This window comes from Stenotrophomonas sp. YJH_SMC_53, assembly GCF_059369995.1.
In genome coordinates this window covers 234,501-258,968 of record NZ_JCAFTF010000005.1, presented here as the reverse complement: position 1 = coordinate 258,968, position 24,468 = coordinate 234,501, and the positions used below count along the sequence as shown (strand labels likewise).

Sequence of the window (24,468 nt, the reverse complement as noted above, 5' to 3'; positions counted from 1 at the left end):
CATCGACATTCGCCGACTCAATGTACTCGCCGTTCATCAGCGACGTGCGCTTTGCCAGCCAACTCGCCGGCCGTCCCGCCGGGAAGGAAGGCACCGCTGCGACGAAGCAGATCCACGCCCTGCGTGGATGAGAAGCGCGGGCATGCAGATGCCCGGGCTTTTTTTGTGCCCGGCGAGCACAGCGTCTACTGCGACTGCCGGTCGCATTGCCCGCATCCCGCCCCTCACCCACCATCCGCGCAGCGTTTCAGCGTGGGCAGGACATGGACGGATTCCCCTGGTTGCTGGTCGCGGCCGCAGGCAGTGCCGCTGCGGCGCTGCTGCATATCGGCTGCATCGCCTTCGGCGCCGCGTGGTACAGATACTTCGGTGCCGGCCAGCGCGTAGTCGGGCTCGCGCATGCGGGGCACTGGTGGCCACCGTTGATGACCGCCGGCATCACGGCCGTGCTGGTGGCCTGGACCCTGTACGCACTGGCCGCCGCGGGCTGGCATTCGCCGCTGCCGGCCAGCCGCCTGGTCCTGCCCGCCATCGCTGCCTTGCTGCTGCTGCGCGCCGCGACGGGCTTCGGCCTGGCACTGTTCCGGCCGGGGTACAACGGCCGGCGCTTCTGGGTGGTCAGTTCGCTGGCCTGCCTGGGCCTGGGGCTGGCCTTCGCCCTGGGTACCCGCCAGGCCTGGCAGAGCCTGGGTTAGCCGGCCACCATCGCCCGCCCTTGGGGGCGACGGAAGCAACCGTCAAGCATCTGCTGATGCCGGTACGGCATGAGGTCGGTGCCGATCGGCCTGAACCGGACCGTACCCGACACGGCCGTACCGCCGCCCGCGCCCTACAATGGGCGCATGCAGATCGGCCCGTACACCATCGCCCCCAACGTCGTGCTGGCGCCCATGGCCGGCGTCACCGACAAGCCTTTCCGCCTGCTGTGCAAACGGCTGGGCGCGGGCCTGGCCGCCTCGGAAATGACCATCAGCGACCCGCGCTTCTGGAACACGCGCAAGTCGATCCACCGCATGGACCATGAGGGCGAGCCGGCGCCGATCAGCGTGCAGATCGCCGGTACCGAGCCGCAGCAGCTGGCCGAGGCGGCGCGCTACAACGTCGACCACGGCGCGCAGATCATCGACATCAACATGGGCTGCCCGGCCAAGAAGGTGTGCAACGCCTGGGCCGGCTCGGCGCTGATGCGCGACGAGCAGTTGGTGGCGCGCATCCTCGAAGCCGTGGTCAACGCGGTGGACGTGCCGGTCACGCTGAAGATCCGCACCGGTTGGGACTGTGACCACCGCAATGGCCCGCTGATCGCGCGCATCGCCGAGGACAGCGGTATCGCTGCACTGGCCGTGCACGGCCGCACCCGCGACCAGCATTACACCGGCCAGGCCGAGTACGCCACCATCGGTGAGATCAAGGCCGCCCTGCGCATTCCGGTGATCGCCAACGGCGATATCGATTCGCCGCAGAAGGCTGCCCACGTTTTGAAGGAAACCGGCGTGGACGCGGTGATGATCGGCCGTTCCGCACAGGGCCGGCCGTGGATCTTCCGCGAAGTGGCGCATTACCTGGCCACCGGGCAGGAACTGCCGCCACCGTCGCTGGCCGAAGTGCGCGACATCCTGCTTGGCCACCTGCACGCACTGCATGCCTTCTATGGCGAACCGCAGGGCGTGCGCATCGCGCGCAAGCACCTGGGCTGGTATGCCAAGGACCGGCCGGAGAACGCCGCCTTCCGTGCGGTGGTCAACCGTGCCGAAGACCCGCAGAGCCAGATCGCGCTGACCACCGAGTACTTCGACCGCTTGATTGACGGGGAACCGGCGCTGTCTTCGGCGGCCTGACCGCCCTGCCGCGTCGCAACGTCGAGCCTGCTCGACCGAATTGAACTCCGAGAGCCCGCCCCATGACCCCGCCGATTTCCTCCCCGACCTACCTGCACGGGTTTTCCGGCACCGAACAGCAGCGCCTGATGACCCAGGCGCGCCTGCTGGAATCGAGCATCTTCGGCCAGATCGACTACAGCGGTGCACGGCGCCTGCTGGAAGTCGGCAGCGGCGTGGGTGCGCAGACCGAGATCCTGCTGCGCCGCTTCCCCGAGCTGCACGTGACCGGCGTGGACCTGAGCGAGACCCAGCTGGCCACCGCGCGCGAGAACCTGGCGCGCACCCCGTGGTGCAGCGACCGTTACACCCTGCAGCAGGCCGATGCCGGCGAACTGCCGTTCGAGGCGCGCAGCTTCGATTCGGCCTTCCTGTGCTGGGTGCTGGAACACGTTCCGTCACCGGCACGCGTGTTGAGTGAAGTGCGCCGCGTGCTGGCGCCGGGTTCACCGGTCTACATCACCGAGGTGATGAATGCCTCGTTCCTGCTTGATCCGTACTCGCCGCACCTCTGGCGCTACTGGATGGCCTTCAACGACTTCCAGTACGACCACGGTGGCGACCCGTTCGTCGGCGCCAAGCTGGGCAACCTGCTGCTGGCCGGCGGCTTCCGCGACGTGCACACCGAGATCAAGACCATCCACCTGGACAACCGCGAGCCTGCCCGTCGCAAGACCATGATCGCGTTCTGGGAGCAGCTGCTGCTGTCGGCGGCCGACCAGCTGCTGCAGGCCGGCTCGGTGGACGAGGAAACCGTGGAAGGCATGCGCCGCGAGTTCCGGCTGGTGCAGAACGACCCGAATGCGGTGTTCTTCTACTCGTTCGTGCAGGGCCGCGCGACGGTGTACTGAGCCGACGCGGCGCTGCTGATGTTCCCGCCATCCACGCAGGGCGTGGATCTACTCGGGCGCATGCCAGATCCGCTGCCACATGGCCGCCAGCCGGCGACTTGCGTCGGCGCGCGCGGCCGGGCTGCTGTAATCCGCCCGCACCTGCTCGGGCGTTATCGGCCGCCACTGCCCGTCGGCCTGCTCGGCGACGACGAAGTTGAAGGTGTAGTCCGGCTCCAGCCCCATGCGCAGGTCGCTCAGTACCAACTGGCCGTCCACGACCTGCGCACGCATGAAGCCACGGTTGAACCATTGCAGCTGCTGCACCGCCGGGATGGCCCGCGCTTCGCGCAAGGCCAGCAGGTTGGACGCATGACCTTCGAACCGCATCGGCCCATGGTCGGCCACCAGTGAGCGATCACCCACCACGTAGCCATTGGGCGTCATCGCTACCACCCGCCACAGCAGCGTATTGAACGGCATCGGCACCGAGAAGCGCGGCGCGTCACCCAGGCCCATCGCCGCCAGGCTCTGCTGGGCGGCCCAATCGACCTGCGCCTTGGCGATCAGCCCCCAGCCCAGGTAGCCACTGCTGAACAGCAACGCCGCGCCCAGCACCTTGCCCGCCCAGGGCCGCGCACGACCAAACCAGGCCAGCACGCAGCCCAGCAGCAGCCACACCGTGTAGCCAGGGTCGATGATGAAGACGCTGGAGCCCATGGTTGGGTGTGGCCGCAGCGGCCACCACAACTGGGTACCGTAGACGGTGAACGCATCCAGCAAGGGATGGGTAACCAGCGCCAGCTGGATCGCCCAGAACCAGCGCAGCGGTGACTGCGCGACGCGACCATTGCCGAAGCGCTTGAACAACCACCAGATCAGTGCGGCCACCCAGGGCAGCACCAGCAGCGAATGGCTGAAGCTGCGGTGTTCGGTCATGTTCGCCACCGGGTCGGCCGCAGTGAAGCCAAGCCACAGGGCGTCGAGGTCCGGCAGGGTGCCGAGCGCGGCACCGGCCAGCAGGGCCGCGCGGCGATGGCCGGGCGGAGCGATGGCAGCAGCGACGGCGCCACCGAGCACGATCTGGGTCAATGAATCCATGGGCCGATGCTAGCGGCTTGCGCGCGGTGTATGTAGAGCCGAGCCCATGCTCGGCTGCCGTTACACGCAATGAAGAGCAGCCGAGCATGGGCTCGGCTCTACAAGGGCACACGCGGGCTATGCCGCCTGCGACAACCGCGCGCCCGGCAGCTCCACCAGCGTCTGGCCGTTGTGGTCCAGCAGGCGCAGCGCGCCGTCGTGGTCTTCGACCAGCGCGGTCAGGCTTTCCACCCAGTCCCCATCGTTGGCATAGACCAGGCCATCGCGTTCGACCAGCGAGGCGCGGTGGATATGCCCGCAGACGATGCCGTCCAGGCCGCGCCGGCGCACGTCGTCCAGGCCGGCCTGCACGAAGCGCTCGATGTAGCGTTCAGCCGCACCACTGCGCTTCTTCAGGAACTCCGATAGCGACCAGTAGCGCATGCCAAGCTGGCGGCGCACCGCGTTCAATGCCTGGTTGCCGGTGAGGATGCGGTAATACAGCCAGTCACCGAACTTTTCCTGCAGGCCGCCGAAGTGGGTCACGCCGTCGTAGTCGTCGCCGTGCGCGACCAGCAGCCGGCGGCCATCGGCGGTCACGTGGATGGCGCGGCGGCGCACCTGCATCGCCGGCAGCATCAGCCCGCACACCTGGCGCAGCGATGCATCGTGGTTGCCGGGGATGTAGATGATCTCGGTGCCAGCGCGACGCAATGCGTGCAGCGCCTGGATGACCTCGCTGTGCGACTGCCGCCAGTTGGCACGGCGGTGCGCCATCCACCACAGGTCGATGATGTCGCCGACCAGGTACAGCCGTTCACAGCGCAGTTGCGAGAGAAAGCGCGCCAGCTCGGTGGCATGGCAGTGACGTGATCCCAGGTGCACGTCGGAGACGAACACTGCGCGCCGGTGCGGCGACAGGTTCGCCAGCGTGCTCATGCCGGCGTCCCCGCGTCGCGCAGGTAACGTTTGCGCTTGTTCGGCCGGATCGCACACAGGTCCACCTCGATCAGGCCGTCGATCGAATCGCTGAAGTCCGGATCCACCCCGAAGGCGAGGAAGCGCGCGCCGCCCGGTTCGCACAGATCGGTGTACTGGCGATACAGCGTGGGTACGCCGGTACCGAGTGCAGCCAGGTTGGCCTTGAGCACGTCGAACGCGGCGCCTGCATCCAGCTCACCGAAACTGGGCGGTGCGGCGAAGTACTGGAACGGCCGGTTCGATTCGGCCATGCCGGCGGTGCCGCTGTAATAGCGCTGGTAGTACGCCACCAGCTGCTCGCGCGCATCGCGCGGTAGCGCCGCACTGATCGACACCGCGCCGAACAGGTAGCGGATCCCCGGCCGGCACTGCAGGTAGGCACCGATGCCCTGCCACAGGTAATCCAGGCTGCGGCTGCCCCAGTAGTCGGGCACCACGAAGCTGCGGCCCAGTTCCAGGCCTTCGGCGATGTGGCTGATGGCGTCGTCGGAATAGCGGAACAACGACGCACTGTAGAGGCCGGACAGGCCGTGCCGGGCCAACGCGTGGGCACCACGCATGATCCGGTACGCGCCAGCGATGCGCTGCGCGGCGGCGTCCCAGATCACGATGTGCTCGTACTGCGGGTCGTAGTTGTCGAGGTCACGGCTGCGGCCGGTGCCCTCACCCACCTGGCGGAAGGTCAGTTCGCGCAGGCGGCCCAGTTCCAGCAGCAGTGGCGAATCGGCAGTGCAGGTGGCCAGCAGGATCTGCTTGCCGTCGGCGGTCTGGCCCAGCTGGGTGGCGGCTGCGATGCCAGCGGCGACCTGCGAAGGTGGCAGCGGGGCGGCCAGCGGCTCAGGGCCTGCGCAGGCAGCGGCATTGCCGGCCGCGCCATTGCGGCCCAGCGCATAGAGTGCGCGGCGTACCGCCAGCAGTTGGGCACCCGGATCGCCGCCGTCGCCCAGCCGCATCGGCTCGCCGATGCTCAACCGCAGTGGGCGGCCACGACGGGTGAACATCTCGCGCGCCAGCAGCGCGGTACCGGCCGGCTTGAACAGGGTCGAGGCGCCATAGAACAGTGCCGAGTTGCGCGCTTCCACCCGCACCGGCAGCACCGGCGCACCGGCGGCGCGGGCAAAGCGGACAAATCCCCGCTGCCAGCGGCCATCGCGGATGCCGCGCAGCGACAGGCGCGAGACCTCGCCAGCCGGGAACACGATCACGCACTGCTCGGCGGCCAACGCCTGCTCCACCGCATGCAGGCTGCCGCGCTGCGCCTTGCCGCCCAGGATGCGCACCGGCAACAGCAGATCCTGCAGCGGCGCGATCGCCCCCAGCAGGTCGTTGGCCACGATCCGCACATCGCGGCGGATACGGCCGACCGCGTCCAGCAAGGCCAATGCGTCCAGAGCCCCGGAAGGGTGGTTGGCGACGATCAGCAGGCGGCCGGTGGCCGGAATCTTCGCCAGCGCGGCCGGATCCACCTGGTACTGGCCGCCGATGAACTCCAGGCCGGCGGCGACGAAACCGAAGCCGCGCAGGCCTGAGCTGCGCTGCAGGAAGGCTTCGATCTGGTCCAGGCGCGACCAGCGGCCGACGCTGCGCAGCAACGGCCGCGCCAATTGGCCGCGACGGCCATGGAACCAATCGGGGAAACGTTGCTGGAGACACTGTTCGAGTTCCTGCATGGCGGATCCACTGATGCCCGGCGGCCGGATTGGCCGACAGCCTGCACCCGGCAGGCGGCAGCCAGATGGCGGTTTCGGGGCAGAACGATGACGGCCGGCCCCCTTGACGGCCGGGTCGCGGCCTGCGCGGTCGGGGGTTGGGCAGCCCCGTCTGTTGTTGTCACGCTGGTGGAACACTGGGCCTCGAGGCTGGCCCCCAATCCCATCGTGACGGCCCCTGCCGGGCCTACGCGGGCTTAACCACCGGCAACCGGTACCGGTTCACAATGCACAGGCGGCGCACCCCGTGTATCATGCGCGCCCATCTTTCCATCCGAATCAAGGGATATTACGCCTGATGTCCAGCTATCTCTTCACCTCCGAGTCGGTCTCCGAAGGCCATCCGGACAAGGTTGCCGACCAGATCTCCGATGCGGTGCTGGACGCGATCCTGACCCAGGACCAGCGCGCCCGCGTGGCCTGCGAGACCATGGTCAAGACCGGCGTTGCCATCGTGGCCGGTGAAATCACCACTAGCGCCTGGATCGACCTGGAAGCGCTGACCCGCAAGGTCATCACGGACATCGGCTACGACAGCTCCGACGTCGGCTTCGACGGCGCCACCTGCGGCGTGCTGAACCTGATCGGCAAGCAGTCGCCGCACATCGCCCAGGGCGTGGACCGCAAGAAGCCGGAAGAAATGGGCGCTGGCGACCAGGGCCTGATGTTCGGCTATGCCACCAACGAGACCGACAGCTACATGCCGGCCGCGATCCACCTGTCGCACCGCCTGGTCGAGCAGCAGGCCAAGATCCGCAAGAAGAAGAACTCGCCGCTGTCGTGGCTGCGCCCGGACGCCAAGAGCCAGGTCACCCTGCGCTATGAAAACGGCGTGGTCTCGGCCATCGACGCCGTGGTCCTGTCGACCCAGCACGCCCCGGGCATCAAGCAGAAGGACCTCATCGAGGCCGTCCGCGAAGAGATCATCAAGCCGGTGCTGCCGGCCAAGTGGCTGCACAAGGGCACCAAGTTCCACATCAACCCGACCGGCAAGTTCGAGATCGGCGGCCCGGTGGGCGACTGCGGCCTGACCGGCCGCAAGATCATCGTCGACACCTACGGCGGCTGGGCCCGTCACGGTGGTGGCGCGTTCTCCGGCAAGGACCCGTCCAAGGTCGACCGTTCGGCCGCCTACGCGGCCCGCTACGTCGCCAAGAACGTGGTTGCCGCCGGCCTGGCCGACCGTTGCGAAGTGCAGGTCTCCTACGCCATCGGCGTGGCTGAGCCGACCTCGATCTCGGTCACCACCTTCGGCACCGGCAAGATCAGCGACGACAAGATCGAGAAGCTGATCCGCAAGCACTTCGACCTGCGCCCGTACGGCATCATCAAGATGCTGGACCTGATCCACCCGATGTACCAGCAGACCGCGGCCTATGGCCACTTCGGCCGCAAGCCGAAGGAGTTCAGCTACCTCAACGGCGAAGGCGAGACCGTCAACGCCACGGCCTTCTCCTGGGAGAAGACCGACCGCGCCGCCGCCCTGCGCGCCGATGCGAAGCTGAAGTAAGCAACACGAAGGGCCGCGCAAGCGGCCCTTCTGCTTCTGGTAGAGCCGGCCGCTGGCCGGCTTTTTCATGGCCTTCGGAAACAACCGCGTGGTTGCCGGCCAGCGGCCGGCACTACCGGTTGCCGATACAATCGCCGCATGTCGACCGAACTGAAAACCCACCAGCTGTCCATGACCGTGCTGATGTCGCCGGAAATGGCCAATTTCTCCGGCAAGGTCCATGGTGGCGCCATCCTGCGCCTGCTTGACCAGGTGGCCTACGCCTGCGCCAGCCGCTATGCCGGCAGCTACGTGGTCACCCTGTCGGTGGACCAGGTGATGTTCCGCCAGCCCATCGCGGTGGGCGAGCTGGTCACCTTCCTGGCCTCGGTGAACTACACCGGCACCTCATCGATGGAGATCGGCATCAAGGTGGTGGCTGAGGACATCCTCAAGCGCAGCGTGCGCCACGCCAACAGCTGCTTCTTCACGATGGTCGCAGTGGATGAAGAAGGCCGGCCGACGCCTGTCCCGCCCTTGCAGCCGGCAACGTCCGACGAAAAGCGCCGCCAGGCCGCAGCACAGATCCGCCGCCAGTTGCGCCAGGAAATGGAGCAGCGCCACCTGGAACTGCTGGCGTCGAACCCGCCGTCGCCGGAAGAATAAGGACGTGCGGGGCAAGCCCCGCCCCCACCGGGGCCGCAGTTGCCGGCCAGCGGCCGGCACTACCCTTTCGAATTCGCCGGGCCATGCCCGGTGGATGCGGATCAACCGGTGTTCTGCACACCCTGCGAAACGCCGTTCACGCACGCCACCAGCGCGCGCAGCAGATCGTCATCCTCGCGCCCGCTGGCCCGCCAGCGCTGCAGCAGTTCCACCTGCAGCACGCTGATCGGATCGACGTAGGGATTGCGCAGGCGGATCGACAGCGCCAGCCGCGCGTCGTGGTCCAGCAGCGTCTTCTGGTCCATCAACCCCAGCAGCCAGCGCCGGGTGAGTTCCAGTTCGCGCTGCACCTGCGGGAAGAAACGCCCGTGCAGTTCACCCGACAACAGCGAGAACTGCTCGGCGATGGTGATATCGCCCTTGGACAGCACCATTGCGATATCGTCCAGGAACGTACGGAAGAACGGCCAGTCCCGCGCCATATCGCGCAGGGTCTGTTCGTGGCCGGCATCGACCGCGGCCTGCAGGCCACTGCCCACGCCGTACCAGCCGGGAATCACCGCACGCGCCTGGCTCCAGGCGAACACCCAGGGAATCGCACGCAGGTTGCCCAGCGCTGCGTCCTGGCCGAGCCGGCGCGACGGCCGCGAGCCCAGCGTCATCCGCTCGATCACGTCGATCGGCGTGGCGGTACGGAAATAATCCATGAAACCGGCCTGGCCAACGAACCGGCGATACACCTCGCTGCTGGCCGCAGCCACCGCATCCATCACCGGCCGCCACGCATCCTCGCGCGGTTCGGCGGCACGCGGGCGCAGGCTGGCGCGCAGCACTGCACCGGTAGCCTGCTCCAGCGAGCGCAGGGCCAGCGCGCGGATGCCGTACTTGCGATGGATCACCTCGCCCTGCTCGGTCACCCGCAGGCGGCCATCGATGCTGCCGCGCGGCGATGCATCGACCGCGTGCGTGGTCTTGCCACCACCACGGCTGATCGAGCCGCCCCGGCCATGGAAGAAGGTCAGGCGGATGCCGGCCTCGGCCGCCACCTCCAGCAGTTCCACCTGCGCGCGCTGAAGGCCCCAACGCGAAGCAGCAATGCCACCATCCTTGCTGCTGTCCGAATAGCCCAGCATCACCATCTGAACATCATCGCGTGCACGCAGGTGCGCGCGGTACACCGGATCCTCCAGCAGGTCGCGCAGCGTGGCGGTGCCGCGCTTGAGGTCGTCCACAGTTTCAAACAGCGGCGCGATATCGAGCGGCACGCCGCCATCGGCATCGACCAGGCCACCACGCCGCGCCAGCGCCAGCACCGCCAGCACGTCGCTGCGGTCGTGCGCCATCGAAATGATGTAACTGCCCAGTGCATCGCCGCCATGCCGCGCACGGGCATCGGCCAATGCAGCGAACACGGCGTCCAGCCGCCGGTTGCCTTCGTCGTCGCCTTTCGGCAACGGCACCTCGCCACTGGCATGCGGTGCCAGCAGGCGCGCGCGGCCCAAGGCATCCAGGCCCTCCCACGCCGGGTCGCCGCCCAGCACCGCCGCCAGCGCGCGCGCATGCACGCTCGATTCCTGACGCACGTCCAACCGCGCCAGATGGAAGCCGAACGTCTTCACCCGCCACAACAGCCGCTGCACGGCGAAGCCGCCAGCGTGTTCGCCGCGATTGGCGCGCAAACTGTCGAGGATCAGCTGCAGGTCGTCGATCAGTTCATCCGGGCCGGCGTAAGCGCCCTCGCCGTCTTCCAGCGTGGCCTGCAGGCGCGCGCGCATGCGATCGTTGAGCAGGCGGTAGGGCATGTCGGCATGGCGCGGGCGCGACTGTACCTGCGGCAGCAGCTGCTGGTAGTGCGCCACGCGCGCCTGCAGCGCATCGCTCACGCCCACCCGCTCGGTGGACTGGCTGAGCAGGCTGGCCAGCTGCAGCAGTTCCTTCTGATAGCGCGCCAGTACCGCCTGCCGCTGCGCATCCAGCGTAGTGCGGATGGTGTGGGCATCCACGTTCGGGTTGCCGTCCATGTCCCCGCCCACCCACGTACCGAAGCGCAGCAGGCGCGGCAGTGGCAGCTCTTCACCATAGGTATCGCGCAGCGCCTGCTGCAGCGATTCGTACAGCACGGGAATCACGCGGTACAGCACCTGCACCAGATAGAAGCCGACGTGCTCGCGCTCGTCATCGACGGTGGGCCGCACCGGCGAGGAATCAGTGGTCTGCCACGACGCGGTCAGCGCCATGCGGAAGCGCGCAGCATCGGCGGCCGCTTCCCCCGGCGTGCGCTGGCCGTCGAGGTTGTCGACCAGGCTGGCCACCATCAGCTGCTCTTTCTCCAGCAGCGCACGGCGCACCGCTTCGGTCGGGTGCGCGGTAAACACCGGTTCGATGTCGATGCGCGGCAGCCACTGCGCCAGCTCGTCCAGGCCCACGCCCTGCGCCTTCAGGTGCTGCAGCGCATCCTGCAGGCCGTCGGGCTGCGCCCCTGCGGTACCGGCACGCTGGTAGTCACGGCGGCGGCGGATGCGATGCACGCGCTCGGCAATGTTGACCACCTGGAAGTAGGTGCTGAAGGCCCGCACCATGGTCTCGGCCTGCTGCGGCGTGCGCCCGGCCAGCCCTTCGGCCAGCTCCGACAGCGGCGCCTGGTTCTCGCGACGGGCGATGGCGCGGGTGCGCACGTCCTCGACCTCGTCGAGGAAGGCCGCCGATACCTGCTCGACCAGCAGGTCACCGACCAGTGCGCCGAGCCGGCGCACGTCATCGCGAAGCGGAAGATCGGGGGAAGCAAACTCGATGCTGCTGCGGTACTCGTTCATCGGCGACGCACAGGCCTCGGTCAACGGATCCAGACCCCAAGCCTAAACCAGAACGGGCAGCGTGCTGCGATGCAAAAATGGTTTCATCTGCACGCATCCCTGGCGGACGCAGCCGAGCATGGGCTCGGCTCTACAAGCGTCGTGGCGCGTGACACCGTGTAGCGCCCGAGCCCATGCTCGGGCGGCGGCGCAGCCGCACAGGCGGCCCCTGTTACAGGGGCCGCCCTCATGCAGGTATCAGCGCTTCTTCTTCGCCTTGCCCTGCTCGGCCGGGCCGATGGTCTGCTCCAGCCAGCGCTCGCTTTCAGCCAGCATGGTCATGATCGATTCGCGTGCCCGGTAGGCATGCGATTCGTTGGGCAGCATCACCAGCCGCGCGGTGCCACCCAGGCCCTTCACCGCGGCGAACATGCGCTCGCTCTGGATCGGGAACGTACCGGAGTTGTTGTCGTCCACGCCGTGGATGAACAGGATCGGATCCTTGATCCTGTCGGCGTAATTGAACGGCGCCATCTTCTGGTAGACGTCCTGCGCCTGCCAGTAGTTGCGCTCCTCGGCCTGGAAACCGAACGGAGTAAGCGTGCGGTTGTAGGCACCGCTGCGCGCGATGCCGGCCTTGAACAGGCGGGTGTGTGCCAGCAGGTTGGCCGTCATGAACGCACCATAGGAGTGGCCACCGATGGCGATGTGATCGCGATCGGTCACGCCTCGGCGCACCACTTCATCCACCGCCGCCTGCGCATTGGCCACCAGCTGTTCGATGTAGGTGTCGTTCGGCTCCTTGTCACCCTCGCCGATGATCGGCATCGACGGGCTGGCCAGCACTACGTACCCCTTGGCCAGGAACGCCTGCGGGCCCCAGTAGCTGACCGCGTTGAAGCGGTACGGCGAATCGGTCACCTGGCTGGCTGCGGCCGCGCTCTTGAACTCGCCCGGGTAGGCCCACATCAGCAGCGGGCGCGGGCCGTCGCGCTTGGGATCGTAGCCCGGCGGCAGCAGCAGGGTCGCGGTCAGGTCGACGCCATCCTTGCGCTGGTAACGGATCTGCTCCTTCTGCACGCCCTTCAGCTGCGGCAGCGGATGGGCGAAACGGGTCAGCGCGCGCGGTGCGGCACCGGCATCGGCCAGCGACTGCACGTAGAAGTTGGCCGGTTCGTCCGGGCTCTCGCGGCTCAGCAGCAGCGAATTGCCCTGGTTGTCCAGCAATGCCACCGGCAGCGAATAGCTCGGCGCCTGCGAATGGAACAGGCGCGTCGCCTTGCCCGTGGCGATGTCGAAGCGGTCCACGAACGGGCGGTCGCCTTCCGGCGAAGCGCCGGCACCGGCCAGGTACAGGCTGCTGCCTTCCGGGCTGGTCTGCAGCAGCGAGCGACCACGTTCATCGCTGGCCAGCAGCGGCCGCCCCGGATCGGCATAACGGTCCTGCGCGTCACGATCCCACAGCAGGCGCGGCTCGGCACCGGCGTTGTCCGGGGCGATCAGCCAGGTCCTGGTCCTGCGGGTCTTCCACCACGACTCGGTCAGCAGGGCCAGGTCGCCACGGCCCCAGTTGATGCCGCTCAGGCGGCTGCCAAGCTGGGCCAGGGTCACCGGCGGCTTGTCGAACGGCGCAGCCTGCATCAGCACCGCATCGCGCACCTTGGCTTCCCGGTTCGGATCACCACCGTCCTGCGCTTCGGCCCAGACCAGGGTGGCATCGGCATCACCGCGCCAGCTGATGTCGCGCACGCCGGTCACTTCGGCATCGTTGCCGGTCGGCAGGCCTTCCACCAGCGGGCGCACCGCCACGGTATGCACCAGCTTGCCGGTGGCACGCTCGATCACTTCAATGCGGCGCGGAAAACTGCTTACCGGCACCACGTAGGAGTACGGACGCTGCACCGGCTGGCGCAGCACGAAGCGGCCGTCAGGCGACACCGAGAAGCCCATGAAGATGCCGGCCGCACCGATCGCGCGGGTACTGCCATCCAGGCCGACTTCCATCGGCTGGGTAGTCGCGTAGTAATCGAACTGGCGGGCGTCGGCTTCGTTCTTCAGCAGGTCCTGATAGGTACGGATCGACACCACGCCGCCACCCTGGCTGGTCTGCTGCACAGCAGGGCCGGTCGGGACGCCGTCGGCAGCCGGGGCCGGCCCCAGGTTGGCCGGGCGGGTGAACACCACCAGCCCGCGGCTGTCCGGCAGCCACTGGTAGCCGCTGCCGATCACCGTGTTCAAGCCGGCAACCAGGCGGCGGGCGCTGCCACCGGCCACATCCACCAGCCACAGTTCATTGGCGCCGCTGGCGGCGTCGACCTGGTTGAAGGCCAGCCACTTCTGGTCCGGCGACCACATCACACTGGCGATCGACAGCGTGGCCGGCAGGCCACTGATCTGCCGCTCCTTGCCATCGGCCACGTTCATCAGCCACAGCTTCTCACCGAAGCTGAAGCGGCTGTCGGAGAACGTGCGCGGGTTGATGCGCAGGCCGGCCAGCTTCAGTTCCGGCTGCGCCACCACCTGGATCGACGGCAGCGACGGCATCTGCATCATCGCGGCCACGTCGCGGCGCGGCGACAGGAACAGCGACGGCGCGCGCGGCGCGTCGACCACTGCCTGCAGTGCGGCCGATGGCAGTTCGTAGCCATTGACGCCCTGCGCCTGCGCCGGAGCTGGCTGCGAGGCGGCCGCCCAGGCCAGCGGGGCCACCGCCAGCAGCCCCATCGACAGGACCAGGCCGGTCCAGCGCCGTGTGCGGCGCGCGTGCATGCTCATCGTTCCACCTGTGTGATGCGTGAAAACTCCGACCTTAACAGGCCGTGCACGTGGCCCCATCTGCCGATGGTTGGGTCATGCCGATGTCACGCTGGGGCCGCGATATAATGGGGGTTCTCCCCTGCCGAGGGGCGCTGCGACCGGATCCCACGAGGCCCGGCCAGGCTCGGTAAGGTGGCTTTGTAACAACGGCGCCCGGCTAGATGCGAGCATCCGCTCGCCCACAACCGGAGCACACGAATGAACGCTGTTGCCAAGACCTTCTCCACCGAAGGTGATTACAAGATCCGCGATATCACGCTGGCCGACTGGGGCCGCAAGGAACTGGACATCGCCGAGCACGAAATGCCGGGCCTGATGTCGATCCGCCGCAAGTACCAGGCCGAGCTGCCGCTGAAGGGCGTGCGCGTGACCGGCTCGCTGCACATGACCATCCAGACCGCAGTGCTGATCGAGACCCTGAAGGACATCGGCGCCGATGTGCGCTGGGCCTCGTGCAACATCTTCTCGACCCAGGACCACGCGGCTGCCGCCATCGCCGCCACCGGCACCCCGGTGTTCGCCTGGAAGGGCGAGACCCTGGAAGAGTACTGGGACTGCACCCTGGACGCGCTGACCTTCACCCTGGCCGACGGCACCCTGACCGGCCCGGAACTGGTGGTCGACGACGGCGGTGACGTGACCCTGCTGATCCACAAGGGCTACGAGCTGGAAAACGGCAGCGACTGGGTCAACACCGCGTCCGCCTCGCACGAAGAACAGGTCATCAAGAACCTGCTCAAGCGCGTGGCCAAGGAGCGCCCGGGTTACTGGGGCCGCGTGGTCAAGGACTGGAAGGGCGTCTCCGAAGAGACCACCACCGGCGTGCACCGCCTGTACCAGCTGGCCCAGGCCGGCACCCTGCTGATCCCGGCGATCAACGTCAACGACTCGGTCACCAAGAGCAAGTTCGACAACCTGTACGGCTGCCGCGAGTCGCTGGCCGACGGCCTGAAGCGCGCGATGGACGTGATGCTGGCCGGCAAGGTGGCCGTGGTCTGCGGCTACGGCGACGTCGGCAAGGGCTGCGCGGCCTCGCTGCGTGCCTACGGCGCGCGCGTGATCGTCACCGAGATCGACCCGATCTGCGCCCTGCAGGCGGCGATGGAAGGCTATGAAGTCAACACCATCGAATCGACCCTGGGCCGTGCCGACCTGTACGTCACCACCACCGGCAACCGCGACATCATCCGCATCGAGCACCTGAGCGCGATGAAGGACCAGGCCATCGTCTGCAACATTGGCCACTTCGACAACGAGATCCAGGTCGACGCACTGGTGTCCTACCCGGGCATCAAGCACGTCAACATCAAGCCGCAGGTGGACAAGTACATCTTCCCGAACGGCAACGCGATCTTCCTGCTGGCCGAAGGCCGCCTGGTGAACCTGGGCTGCGCCACCGGCCACCCGAGCTTCGTGATGTCCAACAGCTTCGCCAACCAGACCCTGGCACAGATCGACCTGTGGGCGAACAAGGACAGCTACGAGAAGAAGGTCTACCTGCTGCCGAAGAAGCTGGACGAAGAAGTGGCCCGCCTGCACCTGGAGAAGATCGGCGTGAAGCTGACCACCCTGAGCCAGGAACAGGCCGACTACATCGGCGTGCCGGTGGAAGGCCCGTTCAAGCCGGACCACTACCGCTACTGATGCCTGTGGGGTGCCGGCCAGCGGCCGGCACTACCGGCGTACGCGGGGTCGGATCCCTTTCCGCATGAAAGGGCTCTGACCCCGGCAACGGATGCAGACAGGACGGGCGCCTTCGGGCGCCCGTTCTGCGTTGCGGCACCCGGCAACCGATCCGCGCACCCTGTCACGGAGCACTCAGAAGCCGCTTGCTAGGCTTTACGCCCGCGTGGGCTGCCAACGGCAGGCCATGCGCCGGGACGCAGACACCAAAGGACAGGACATGCCGCGCAACCGTGAACGACTGAACCGGGCCATGAAGCCCCTGATGACCCTGTGCTGGGTGGCCCTGCTGGCCGCCTGCACCCCACCTGCCGGCGACGCCGGCGCTACGGCTCCGGCTGCGGCCAGCGGACAGGCCAGCCCCGCAGGCAAGGCCGCCGACGCGCCCGCCACGGTTGCCGACACGAGCGCTGGTTGCGCCGATGCAGCGTCGCCGGCACAGACCCTGGTCTGCAAGGACCCGACCCTGACCGGCCTGGATGCGGACATGGGCAAGGCGGTCACTGCCGCACAGGCCACGCTCGATGCAGCAGGGCAGAGCAAGCTGCACGCCGAACAGCAGCGCTGGCAGGAGCACACCCGCGACCTGTGCACCGATGCACAGTGCCTGCGGCAGGTGTACGCCGATCGCCTCAACGTGCTGTCCGCTACGCGTGACGGCCTGGTCGATCAGGATGCATGCGAAGCCCCTGACGGCCAGCAGCAGTGCGTGGACCTGCTGGTGCTGCGCGATCCCAACAGCCAGCTGGCTAACTTCAACACGCTGCTGGGTGAGAACGGCCAGGAAGGCCGCCTGCTGGGCTGCACGGCCGCCACGAACATGGGCGGCGGCGCCAACGCCCTGCTCGCAGCCAACTGCACCCAGGAAACCTCCGCCGGCAGGCGCACCGTACAGCTGTGCAGCAACCAGATGGTTGGCCAGTTCGCCCTCGAACCGGCGCCGGCTGCTTACGGCACCCAGGCTATCCGCCAGCTGCTCGGCTTCACCCAGCAGCACTGCGCCGGCTGACAATCGCCGGGCACGCCCGGCGCTTTTGTCTCATTGAAGGACGATGACCATGGCAACGGATTCCACCATTACGCGCGAACAGCTGTCCACGCTGTTCCTCAACACCGAGCTGGGCGGCGACACCCGCCACCTGGACCACTTCTCATACGCACAGAAAGGCGCAAGCACCTATTCGTTCGGGCTGGTGCAGTTCGATGTCGGCGGCAATCCGCAGGCCAGGCGCTTCCTGCGCGACAACGGCTTCACCGATGGTGACATCGCACTGTTGTCCCAGCAGGGCGGATTGAGCACCCAGCAGCTGGCGGCGCTCGACGCCAAGTTGCAGGCCATTCCGCAGGCCAGGATGGACGAGCTCACCAACGCCAAGCTGGACAGCGCCATCGAGCGTGTCGATCAGGCCATCGCCAAGGTGCGTGCAACCAATCCGGCCGCGGCCGATGCCATCGCCGCCAACCCGGAGTTGCAGTTGGCCATGGCGGACTATGACAACCAGTTCGGCAGCATGGGCCCGCAGTTCATCAGCTATCTGGCCGGCAATGCGGAAAAGCTGCAGGGCGGCACGGTCCAGGCCGGCAATCCGCCGACGCGCGGCGACGTGCAGAACTTCGTCGATGCCACCAAGTACGGCATCCAGTCGCAGGCCGCCGTAGCCAGCCGCGATGAGCGCTTCGACCGGGCCATGGTCCAGATCGGCATCACCCCCACCCATGCTCCCTCGCACGGGTCACCGGGCACGCCTGCGGGCAACGGCGTGCTGGTCAACGGCAGCAAGGGCGATGAGGTGCAGGCCATGCAGCAGAAGCTGTCCGACCTGGGCTATCTGGGCAAGGACGGCAAGCCGCTGGTGGCCGATGGCGATTTCGGCCCCGGCACCCTGGAAGCGGTCAAGCAGTTCCAGCGTGATCACCACCTCACCGTAGACGGCAAGGCTGGCGGCACTACCCTGGCCGCACTGGATGCGGCCACGCAGCAGCGCGCACCGGCTGCCGAACCGACCATGGCCACCCCGGGCCACGCCGACAACCCGCGTTACCAGCAGGTCGTGGAAAAGCTGGAAGCACTGGAAGAACAGCGGCGCCAAGGCGGCCTGTCGCCGCTGTTCAATGACCGCAGCCAGCTCGAGAACGCCGCAGGCCAGGTGGCTTACGAGTCAAAGTTGGCCGGCATGAGCCAGGTCGATACCGTGCTGGCGCGGCCGGACAACCAGGGCGTGTTCGCGGTGCAGGGCCAGCTCGGCGATCCCGCCATGCATCGCACCTACGTCGACCTGTCGCAGGCGGTGAACCACAATCTGCAGGACAGCACGCGGCAGAGCCAGGCCCTGGACAACGAACTGTCGCAGCGGCAGACCCAGGAACAGATGCAGACGCAGCAGTCGATGTCGCGCTGATGCTGGATGCAGCCGATCGCAGCCGGGACGGGCGCCTTCGGGCGCCCGTTCTGCGTTGACGCGCGAGTCTCGGTCAAGGCAACGCCCCTGCCCCGCGCTAGGATGCGTCCATGACCCCGGCCATCAACCTGCTCAAGCGCGAGAAGATCGCCCACACCGTGCGCAGCTATGTGCACGACGCCCACGCCGAATCGTATGGCGGCGAAGCCGTCGACAAGCTCGGCCTCGACCCGGCCCAGGTCTTCAAGACCCTGCTGGCCAGCACTGAAGCACATGAACTGCTGGTGGCGATCGTGCCGGTGGCCGGCCACCTGGACCTGAAGGCGCTGGCCGAAGCGGCCGGCTGCAAGAAGTGCGAGATGGCCGCCGCCGACGCCGCGCAGCGTGCGACCGGCTACCTGGTCGGCGGCATCAGCCCGCTGGGGCAGAAGAAGCGCCTGCGCACGTTCCTGGATGCCAGCGCGCAGGTGTTGCCCACGCTGCACGTCAGCGCCGGCCGCCGTGGCCTGGAAGTGGAACTGGCGCCGGCCGACCTGCTGCGCCTGACCGCCGGCCACTACGCTGCCATCGGCAAGGCACGCTGATGCGCTGGCCGTGGTCTGCGGCACCGCCGCCCAGGCTGGAAGACGCGCAGGCCGATGTGCTGCTGCAGGACCTGCTGTCGCGCGACGCAACGCGCATCACCGACGCCGCCCGCATCGTCGCACGACTGTTCAGTGCACCGTCGCTGGACGCATTGGCCGCGCATGTGGACCTGATTGAACGTAGCTGCCACGGCATCACCCTCGGCGGCATGCTGATCAGCAACCAGGCGCATCTGGAGGCGGCCCTGAAACGGCTGCGTCACTGGCAGGCGCACGCAGGCTGCCTGTGCGCGCTCAATCCCGGCTACCCGTTCTTCGATCCGCGCCGCCTGATCGAACAAGGGCAGATGCAGCTGCTCGCGTTGCAGGAGGCCGAGGATGGTTGGGGCGATTGCCACAACGTTGCCTGCATGCACTGCGGCCAGCATTGGCAGGCCATCGACCGCGAGTACCACTACCCGTGGTGGGAATGGAAAGCTGCCTGAAGGCCAGGCAGCCAAGCATGGCGTGGCTCTACTGCGGTCCGTACACTCACGCGATGCGTGGATGACCAATATCGCTCACGGCCGCCAGTTCGCGTTGCTCTCCCAGAACTCGACAGAACGCCGGTAGGCCTCGCGGTCCAACGGCACGCCGGAACCGCCCTCTTCCACGCCCAGCGCATTGCGCATCATCGTGATCGGCGCCATCGGCACCTCTTCCGGCTCGGCGGTATAGATACAGCCGACGATGCCCCAGTCGGCCTCGATCGGCGAGCCTTCCTTCGCCAGCTGCTCGGCGCTGTACAGGATCACCACCAGATAGTTCGCACGCGGCGACTCCACGCCCTCGAACCAGCGCACCAGCACCGGCAGTTCGTCGCGATTGCGTGCCTCGTAACCACTGCGCAGCAGATGGCGGTTGGCCTCGGTGATCGGCACGGTCAGGCAGCGCGTGCTGGTCCAGTTCTCGTAGACGAACAGTTTGCAGAACGGCGCATAGCCGTCCAGTACCTTCATCGGCCCGTGCGCGTTGAGGTGCGCTTCGAACTGTTCGGCAGTGCAGTCCTGGATCGTGTTGCCACGCGGTACGCGCGGGAACAGGCGGGGACGGGCGAAATCGGTGAGAACGATGGACATGGCGCGGCGTGATCAGGGAATCCGCTGCACAGGGTAACCGCTGGTAGCGCCTACAACGCCATCCGCTCGCGCAGCTCCCGCGCCTGCCGTCGCGACACTTCCACCTCGCTGCCATCATCCAGCGTCAGATCGTAGCCGTCGCCGATGCTGGGCGACACCCCACGGATACGGCGCAGGTTGACCAGTGTGTTGCGGTTGGCGCGGAAGAATAGATCCTGCGGCAGGCGTGCTTCCAGCGCGCTCAGGCTGCGGGTCAACAGGGCGTTCTGGTCGCGGAACCACAGGCGCGTGTAGTTGCCATCCACCACCAGCCGGCGAATCTCGGAGACCGCCACGAACCAGCAGCGTTCACCCTCGCGCACGAACACCTGGTCCTGTGCGCCCAGCGTGTTTCGCAGTTCCGACGCCCCGCTCGCCACCACGTCGCGCTCGCGCGCCCGCTCCAATGCTTCCAGCAGGCGCGGCGCCTCCACCGGCTTCACCAGATAGTCCAGCGCATTGGCCTGGAATGCGCGTACCGCGTAGGTGTCATAGGCGGTAACGAACACCACCGCCGGCACCGCCTCCAGGCCGTCCAGCACATCGAAGCCGCTGCCGGAGGGCATCTGCACATCCAACAGCACCAGGTCCGGCGCCAGTGCAGCGATCGCCTCGCGTGCGGCCGGCACATCATCGGCCTCGCCCACGCACTGCACCCAGGGCAGCGCTGACAACAGCGTACGCAGCTCCTGCCGCGCCAGCCGCGCATCATCAACGATCAACACGCGCAGCACGCCACTCATTGCGCAATCTCCAGCAGGGCCTGCATGCGGTCGCCGACCGGCTGCAGCACGAATCGGCCACGCGTGCCCAGCTGCGCACGCAGGTAGGCCAGGCCGACGCCATGGCCATGGTTGGGTTCGCTGCCGGTTGCACGTGGATTGTCCACCTGCAACTGCAACACATCATTGGCCAGCGAGGCATGGATCCGCACCTCGCCACCGCCCGGGCGACTGGCGATGCCGTGCTTGATCGCGTTCTCGACCAGCAGCTGCAGCGCCATTGCCGGCAGCAGCGCCTGCGTCGCGCCCGCATCGATATGCCGCAGCACCTGCAGGCGCTGCTCGAAGTGGATCGCCTCGATGGCCAGGTAGTCGTCCACCACTGCCAGTTCCTCGGCCAACGTGACCTGCTCACTGCGGTTGTGCGCCAGCGCCTGGCGCAGCGTGCGCGACAGCCGCGTGACCATGTCGCGCGCACGTTCCGGATCCTCCAGGATCAGCGCGCGCAGATTGTTCAACGCATTGAACATGAAATGCGGGTTGAGCCGCGCACGCAGCGCATCACGTTCCAGCGCACTGCGTTCGGCTTCGGCGCGCAGGCGGGCCAATTCGGCCTGGCGCGCGCTGCGCATGCCGTGCAGGCCGGCCCACATCGCGGTCCATAGCCCCAGCATCAGCACGGTGTTGAGCCAGTAGAGCAGGCGTGCGACCGGGCGGAAATCACCCGATCGGCCGCCAAAATCCACCCACCCCAGCGCCAGCGCCGGCTGCAGCACCGCCGTCAGCAGCAGTTGCGCCAGTGCTGCACCCAGCAGCACCGCCAGCGCCAGCCGCAGCACCAGCGCGCCCAGGTCCAGCCGCCACCAGTGGCGCCGCAAGGCCAGCGCGCGCAGGCTGCCGCTGATGCCATACAGCAGCACGCCGAGGCCGACGCTGATGAGCGTACTTCCACTGCTGCTGGCGCCACCGAACGCGCCGGTCATGGCCAGGCTGATCACGCAGAACAGCGCCCAGCCGAGGGTGTTGATCAACCAGAAGCGCAGTGCGGAAGTCGAATCGGGCATGGCCATGGCTGGAACGGTCGGAAGGATCAGCGGTGGCTGTCGAGGAACGCCTGCACCTGCCCACGCAGCCACTGCGGATCATCCCACATCAGGAAGTGGTGGCCGGTCGCGCTCAGTTCGATGCGCACGCCGGGCAGCGCGGCGTACTGCGACTGGAAGATCGCACGCGCCGATGATTCGGTCGCACCGAGTGCCTGGTAGGACGCCCAGGCGCCCAGGACCAGCGTAGGCGAGTGGATGCCGGCCACCTCGCTGCGCAGGTCGGTCACCAGCATCGAGTACATCGCATCGGCGGTGGTGGCGCGATCGCTGTCATGGCCCCAGCGCCTCAGTTCGGGCAGGCGCGCGGTGCTGCTGGTCAGCGGGGCCAGCGCCGCTTCAGCCTGCGCCTGGTAGCTGGCCGGGTCTGCAGCCAGCATCGCAGTGCGCATCTTTTCGGCCATCGGCTGCACGCTCTGTGCGGTCGCCTGCGGGTTCTGCATGCCTGCATAGAACGGCAACGAATCGACGATGACCAGCGGCCCCAGTGCGTCCGGTTCCTTTACCGCCATCTGCAGCGTCAGCACGCCGCCCAGGCTGTGGCCGATCACCGCCGGATGGTCCAGCTTCTGGTCATGCACATAGGCCAGCAGCTGGTTGCGCATGGCCGAAAGGAAATCCGCCGGCTGCGGGTCTGCCGGCGCGGCGCCGGCAAACCCCGGCAACTGCACCAGGTGGCACTGCACGTCCTGCAACGCGCGGCAGGTCTCGCGCCAGACCTCCGCGCTGCTGTTGAGGCCGGGAATCATCAACAGCGGGCGCCCCTTGCCGACCACCTCGACCTGCACCTTGCCGGCGGTCGAGTCAGTGGCGGCATGCGCCGAGCCGGAACCGAACACGGCCATCGCCATGCCGATCATCGCCAGCCGGGCCAGGGCTTTCATCGCGTACCAAAATGCCAGGAAGATCTTCATCGTCTGCTCCTTCATCGGCTGGGTGGTGCCGGGATGGGAACAGCGTGCTGCCGGTCCAGCGCCCCCGGTTACGATTCCGGAGCAACGGCCGGTCAGCAGGGCGAACGGTCGCGCGCCACGGATGGCCCGCCCTCACACCGCAATCGCACATCCATCTTGATGAAGCGATATACTGATCCACACCCGCCGCCGCCGCCCGTGCCATGACTGCCATCAGCTTCGAGTTCTATCCGCCCAAGACCGATGAACAGCGCAGCCAGCTGGATCGCGCCGCAGCCAAGCTGAAGGACTACGGCCCCGAGTACGTGTCCTGTACCTTCGGCGCTGGTGGCTCGACGCTGAGCTATACCTCCGAGACCGTGCGCCATCTCAACCAGCACCATGGCTTCGAGGCCGCACCGCATCTGTCGTGTGTCGGCGGCACCCGCCAGGAAATCCGCGAACTGCTCAAGCTGTACCGCGCCATCGGCTGCCATCGCCTGGTCGCGCTGCGCGGCGACCTGCCCTCCGGCATGGGCTTCCCCGGCGACATGCGCTATGCCGCCGAGCTGATCGAGTTCATCCGCGCCGAACACGGCGATGCGTTCCGCATCGAGGTAGGTGCCTACCCGGAGACCCACCCACAGGCCTCCGATGCATTGGCCGACCTGAAGCACTTCAAGGCCAAGATCGATGCCGGCGCCGACGCGGCGATCACCCAGTATTTCTACAACCCGGATGCGTACTTCCACTTCGTCGATGCCGTGCGCCGGCTCGGCGTACAGGTACCGATCACGCCCGGCATCATGCCGATCGCCAACTTCAGCCAGCTGCGCCGTTTCTCCGAGCAGTGCGGTGCGGAGATCCCGCGCTGGATCAGCCGCAAGATGCAGGCCTATGGCGATGACGCCGAATCGGTGCGGGCGTTCGGTACCGAAGTGGTCGCCAGGCTGTGCCAGCGCCTGGTCGAGGGCGGCGCGCCGGGCCTGCACTTCTACACCCTGAACCTGGCCAAGCCGACCACGTCGGTGCTGAAGCTGCTGCACGGCTGAAAGCACGCCATGCCACCGCGATCGGCGCTACCCTGCGTCGATGAACCGGCTTTCCTTCCTGCTGTTGCTGCTGTCATTGTGCTCGGCATCGAGCGTTGTCCATGCGCAGTCCACGCGCTTGAACCGCTGCACCGATGCGCAGGGCCAGAGCGTGTATACCGACCGGCCCTGCGACAGCGTCGGCGCCCGATCACGATTACCACCGCCCGCGCCCACCGGCAGCACCCTGCGGCGAGACACCCTGGGGGCGCGCTGCCCACGGCGCCTTAGCGAGCTGGTGGACGCGCTGCGCATCGGCATCCTCAGCAACGATGTGAACCGGTTGTCGTCGCTGTACCTGTGGGGCGCGGTCTCCGATGCCGGTGCGCAGCGCATCCTCGGTCAACTGGAATCGCTGGTGCGGCGGCCGCTGGTAGACGTGGTACCGGTGTATCCCTCGCAGGCGATGCCGCAATCGCAGGATGAGGATCAGAGCCCTGCGGCGCAGGTATCCGACCCGGAGCCGTCGGCCGTGCGGCATCCGGTCGGCCTGCGCCTGGAACAGACCCTGCCCGGCAGCGTGTCGCGCGCTTCGACGGTGCTGGGGTTGCGGCGTCAATACGGGTGTTTCTGGATCACGTTGTGACCGGGAGGG

21 protein-coding genes and 1 riboswitch are annotated in these 24,468 nt (G+C 67.5%); of the genes, 12 read left to right on the top strand and 9 right to left on the bottom strand.

The genetic code is table 11. From position 1 onward, the window contains the following. Positions 1-263: 263 nt before the first annotated feature. From AC5P7X_RS10270 to AC5P7X_RS10260, 3 genes are all read left to right on the top strand, one after another. Positions 264-695 (top strand): hypothetical protein, encoded by a 432-nt coding sequence (locus AC5P7X_RS10270; RefSeq protein ID WP_095379330.1) that lies wholly within the window; start codon positions 264-266, stop codon positions 693-695. Between the two features lie 147 nt (positions 696-842). After that, on the top strand, positions 843-1,838 hold the full coding sequence (gene dusB, locus AC5P7X_RS10265) for a tRNA dihydrouridine synthase DusB (RefSeq protein ID WP_053500098.1): 996 nt from the start codon (positions 843-845) through the stop codon (positions 1,836-1,838). A 62-nt stretch (positions 1,839-1,900) separates the two neighbouring features. Then, a complete protein-coding gene (locus tag AC5P7X_RS10260; RefSeq protein WP_070489875.1) occupies positions 1,901-2,728 on the top strand; it encodes a methyltransferase domain-containing protein in 828 nt (275 codons plus the stop codon). Between the two features lie 48 nt (positions 2,729-2,776). Here AC5P7X_RS10260 and AC5P7X_RS10255 read toward each other — a convergent pair whose 3' ends face one another. From AC5P7X_RS10255 to olsF, 3 genes are all read right to left on the bottom strand, one after another. Beyond that, positions 2,777-3,808, bottom strand: coding sequence for a metal-dependent hydrolase (locus AC5P7X_RS10255; RefSeq protein ID WP_329843109.1), 1,032 nt, complete (start codon positions 3,806-3,808; stop codon positions 2,777-2,779). Positions 3,809-3,925: 117 nt separating this feature from the next. Next, positions 3,926-4,726: a UDP-2,3-diacylglucosamine diphosphatase gene (locus tag AC5P7X_RS10250; protein WP_053498813.1), complete on the bottom strand. Its 801-nt coding sequence runs from the start codon at positions 4,724-4,726 to the stop codon at positions 3,926-3,928. Continuing rightward, positions 4,723-6,438, bottom strand: coding sequence for a bifunctional ornithine lipid synthase OlsF (gene olsF, locus AC5P7X_RS10245; RefSeq protein ID WP_329843112.1), 1,716 nt, complete (start codon positions 6,436-6,438; stop codon positions 4,723-4,725). Before olsF ends, AC5P7X_RS10250 begins: the two co-directional genes overlap by 4 nt. A 337-nt stretch (positions 6,439-6,775) precedes the next feature. On the opposite strand from olsF, the gene metK reads away from it, so the two are divergent. Continuing rightward, on the top strand, positions 6,776-7,987 hold the full coding sequence (gene metK / locus AC5P7X_RS10240) for a methionine adenosyltransferase (protein WP_005408103.1): 1,212 nt from the start codon (positions 6,776-6,778) through the stop codon (positions 7,985-7,987). Between the two features lie 138 nt (positions 7,988-8,125). Further along, on the top strand, positions 8,126-8,632 hold the full coding sequence (locus tag AC5P7X_RS10235) for an acyl-CoA thioesterase (RefSeq protein ID WP_005415314.1): 507 nt from the start codon (positions 8,126-8,128) through the stop codon (positions 8,630-8,632). Positions 8,633-8,733: 101 nt separating this feature from the next. Here AC5P7X_RS10235 and ppc read toward each other — a convergent pair whose 3' ends face one another. After that, on the bottom strand, positions 8,734-11,445 hold the full coding sequence (gene ppc, locus AC5P7X_RS10230; protein ID WP_053498817.1) for a phosphoenolpyruvate carboxylase: 2,712 nt from the start codon (positions 11,443-11,445) through the stop codon (positions 8,734-8,736). A gap of 237 nt (positions 11,446-11,682) precedes the next feature. Continuing rightward, positions 11,683-14,199 carry a S9 family peptidase gene (locus AC5P7X_RS10225; RefSeq protein WP_032953936.1) on the bottom strand — a complete coding sequence of 839 codons (2,517 nt, stop codon included), beginning with the start codon at positions 14,197-14,199 and terminating at the stop codon, positions 11,683-11,685. 120 nt (positions 14,200-14,319) lie between these two features. Next, positions 14,320-14,403: riboswitch (S-adenosyl-L-homocysteine riboswitch) on the top strand. Positions 14,404-14,439: 36 nt separating this feature from the next. On the opposite strand from AC5P7X_RS10225, the gene ahcY reads away from it, so the two are divergent. From ahcY to AC5P7X_RS10200, 5 genes are all read left to right on the top strand, one after another. Continuing rightward, positions 14,440-15,885, top strand: a complete 1,446-nt coding sequence (gene ahcY, locus AC5P7X_RS10220) for an adenosylhomocysteinase (RefSeq protein WP_033834449.1) — start codon at positions 14,440-14,442, stop codon at positions 15,883-15,885. A gap of 259 nt (positions 15,886-16,144) precedes the next feature. After that, on the top strand, positions 16,145-16,933 hold the full coding sequence (locus AC5P7X_RS10215; protein WP_495214777.1) for a lysozyme inhibitor LprI family protein: 789 nt from the start codon (positions 16,145-16,147) through the stop codon (positions 16,931-16,933). Between the two features lie 49 nt (positions 16,934-16,982). Next, a complete protein-coding gene (locus tag AC5P7X_RS10210; RefSeq protein WP_229766028.1) occupies positions 16,983-18,323 on the top strand; it encodes a peptidoglycan-binding domain-containing protein in 1,341 nt (446 codons plus the stop codon). Between the two features lie 110 nt (positions 18,324-18,433). Then, positions 18,434-18,907 carry a Cys-tRNA(Pro) deacylase gene (gene ybaK / locus AC5P7X_RS10205; RefSeq protein WP_005415308.1) on the top strand — a complete coding sequence of 158 codons (474 nt, stop codon included), beginning with the start codon at positions 18,434-18,436 and terminating at the stop codon, positions 18,905-18,907. Further along, a complete protein-coding gene (locus tag AC5P7X_RS10200; RefSeq protein WP_005415307.1) occupies positions 18,907-19,392 on the top strand; it encodes a hypothetical protein in 486 nt (161 codons plus the stop codon). The genes ybaK and AC5P7X_RS10200 overlap by 1 nt, the downstream gene beginning before the upstream one ends. A gap of 75 nt (positions 19,393-19,467) precedes the next feature. Here the strand turns inward: AC5P7X_RS10200 and AC5P7X_RS10195 are convergent, their stop codons facing one another. From AC5P7X_RS10195 to AC5P7X_RS10180, 4 genes are read right to left on the bottom strand one after another with little or no spacing between them, the layout of a single operon-like run. Beyond that, positions 19,468-20,025 (bottom strand): DUF3228 family protein, encoded by a 558-nt coding sequence (locus AC5P7X_RS10195; protein WP_329843117.1) that lies wholly within the window; start codon positions 20,023-20,025, stop codon positions 19,468-19,470. Positions 20,026-20,075: 50 nt separating this feature from the next. Continuing rightward, positions 20,076-20,807, bottom strand: a complete 732-nt coding sequence (locus AC5P7X_RS10190) for a LytR/AlgR family response regulator transcription factor (protein WP_329843119.1) — start codon at positions 20,805-20,807, stop codon at positions 20,076-20,078. Further along, complete coding sequence (locus AC5P7X_RS10185; protein ID WP_171958422.1) at positions 20,804-21,850, bottom strand: sensor histidine kinase; 1,047 nt, start codon at positions 21,848-21,850, stop codon at positions 20,804-20,806. Before AC5P7X_RS10185 ends, AC5P7X_RS10190 begins: the two co-directional genes overlap by 4 nt. Before the next feature lie 26 nt (positions 21,851-21,876). Then, positions 21,877-22,803 carry an alpha/beta fold hydrolase gene (locus AC5P7X_RS10180; RefSeq protein ID WP_070489880.1) on the bottom strand — a complete coding sequence of 309 codons (927 nt, stop codon included), beginning with the start codon at positions 22,801-22,803 and terminating at the stop codon, positions 21,877-21,879. Between the two features lie 203 nt (positions 22,804-23,006). Here AC5P7X_RS10180 and metF point away from each other — a divergent pair, with 203 nt between their 5' ends. After that, positions 23,007-23,834, top strand: coding sequence for a methylenetetrahydrofolate reductase [NAD(P)H] (gene metF / locus AC5P7X_RS10175; protein WP_005415304.1), 828 nt, complete (start codon positions 23,007-23,009; stop codon positions 23,832-23,834). 40 nt (positions 23,835-23,874) lie between these two features. Next, on the top strand, positions 23,875-24,459 hold the full coding sequence (locus AC5P7X_RS10170) for a DUF4124 domain-containing protein (RefSeq protein WP_329843122.1): 585 nt from the start codon (positions 23,875-23,877) through the stop codon (positions 24,457-24,459). Positions 24,460-24,468: the final 9 nt, after the last annotated feature.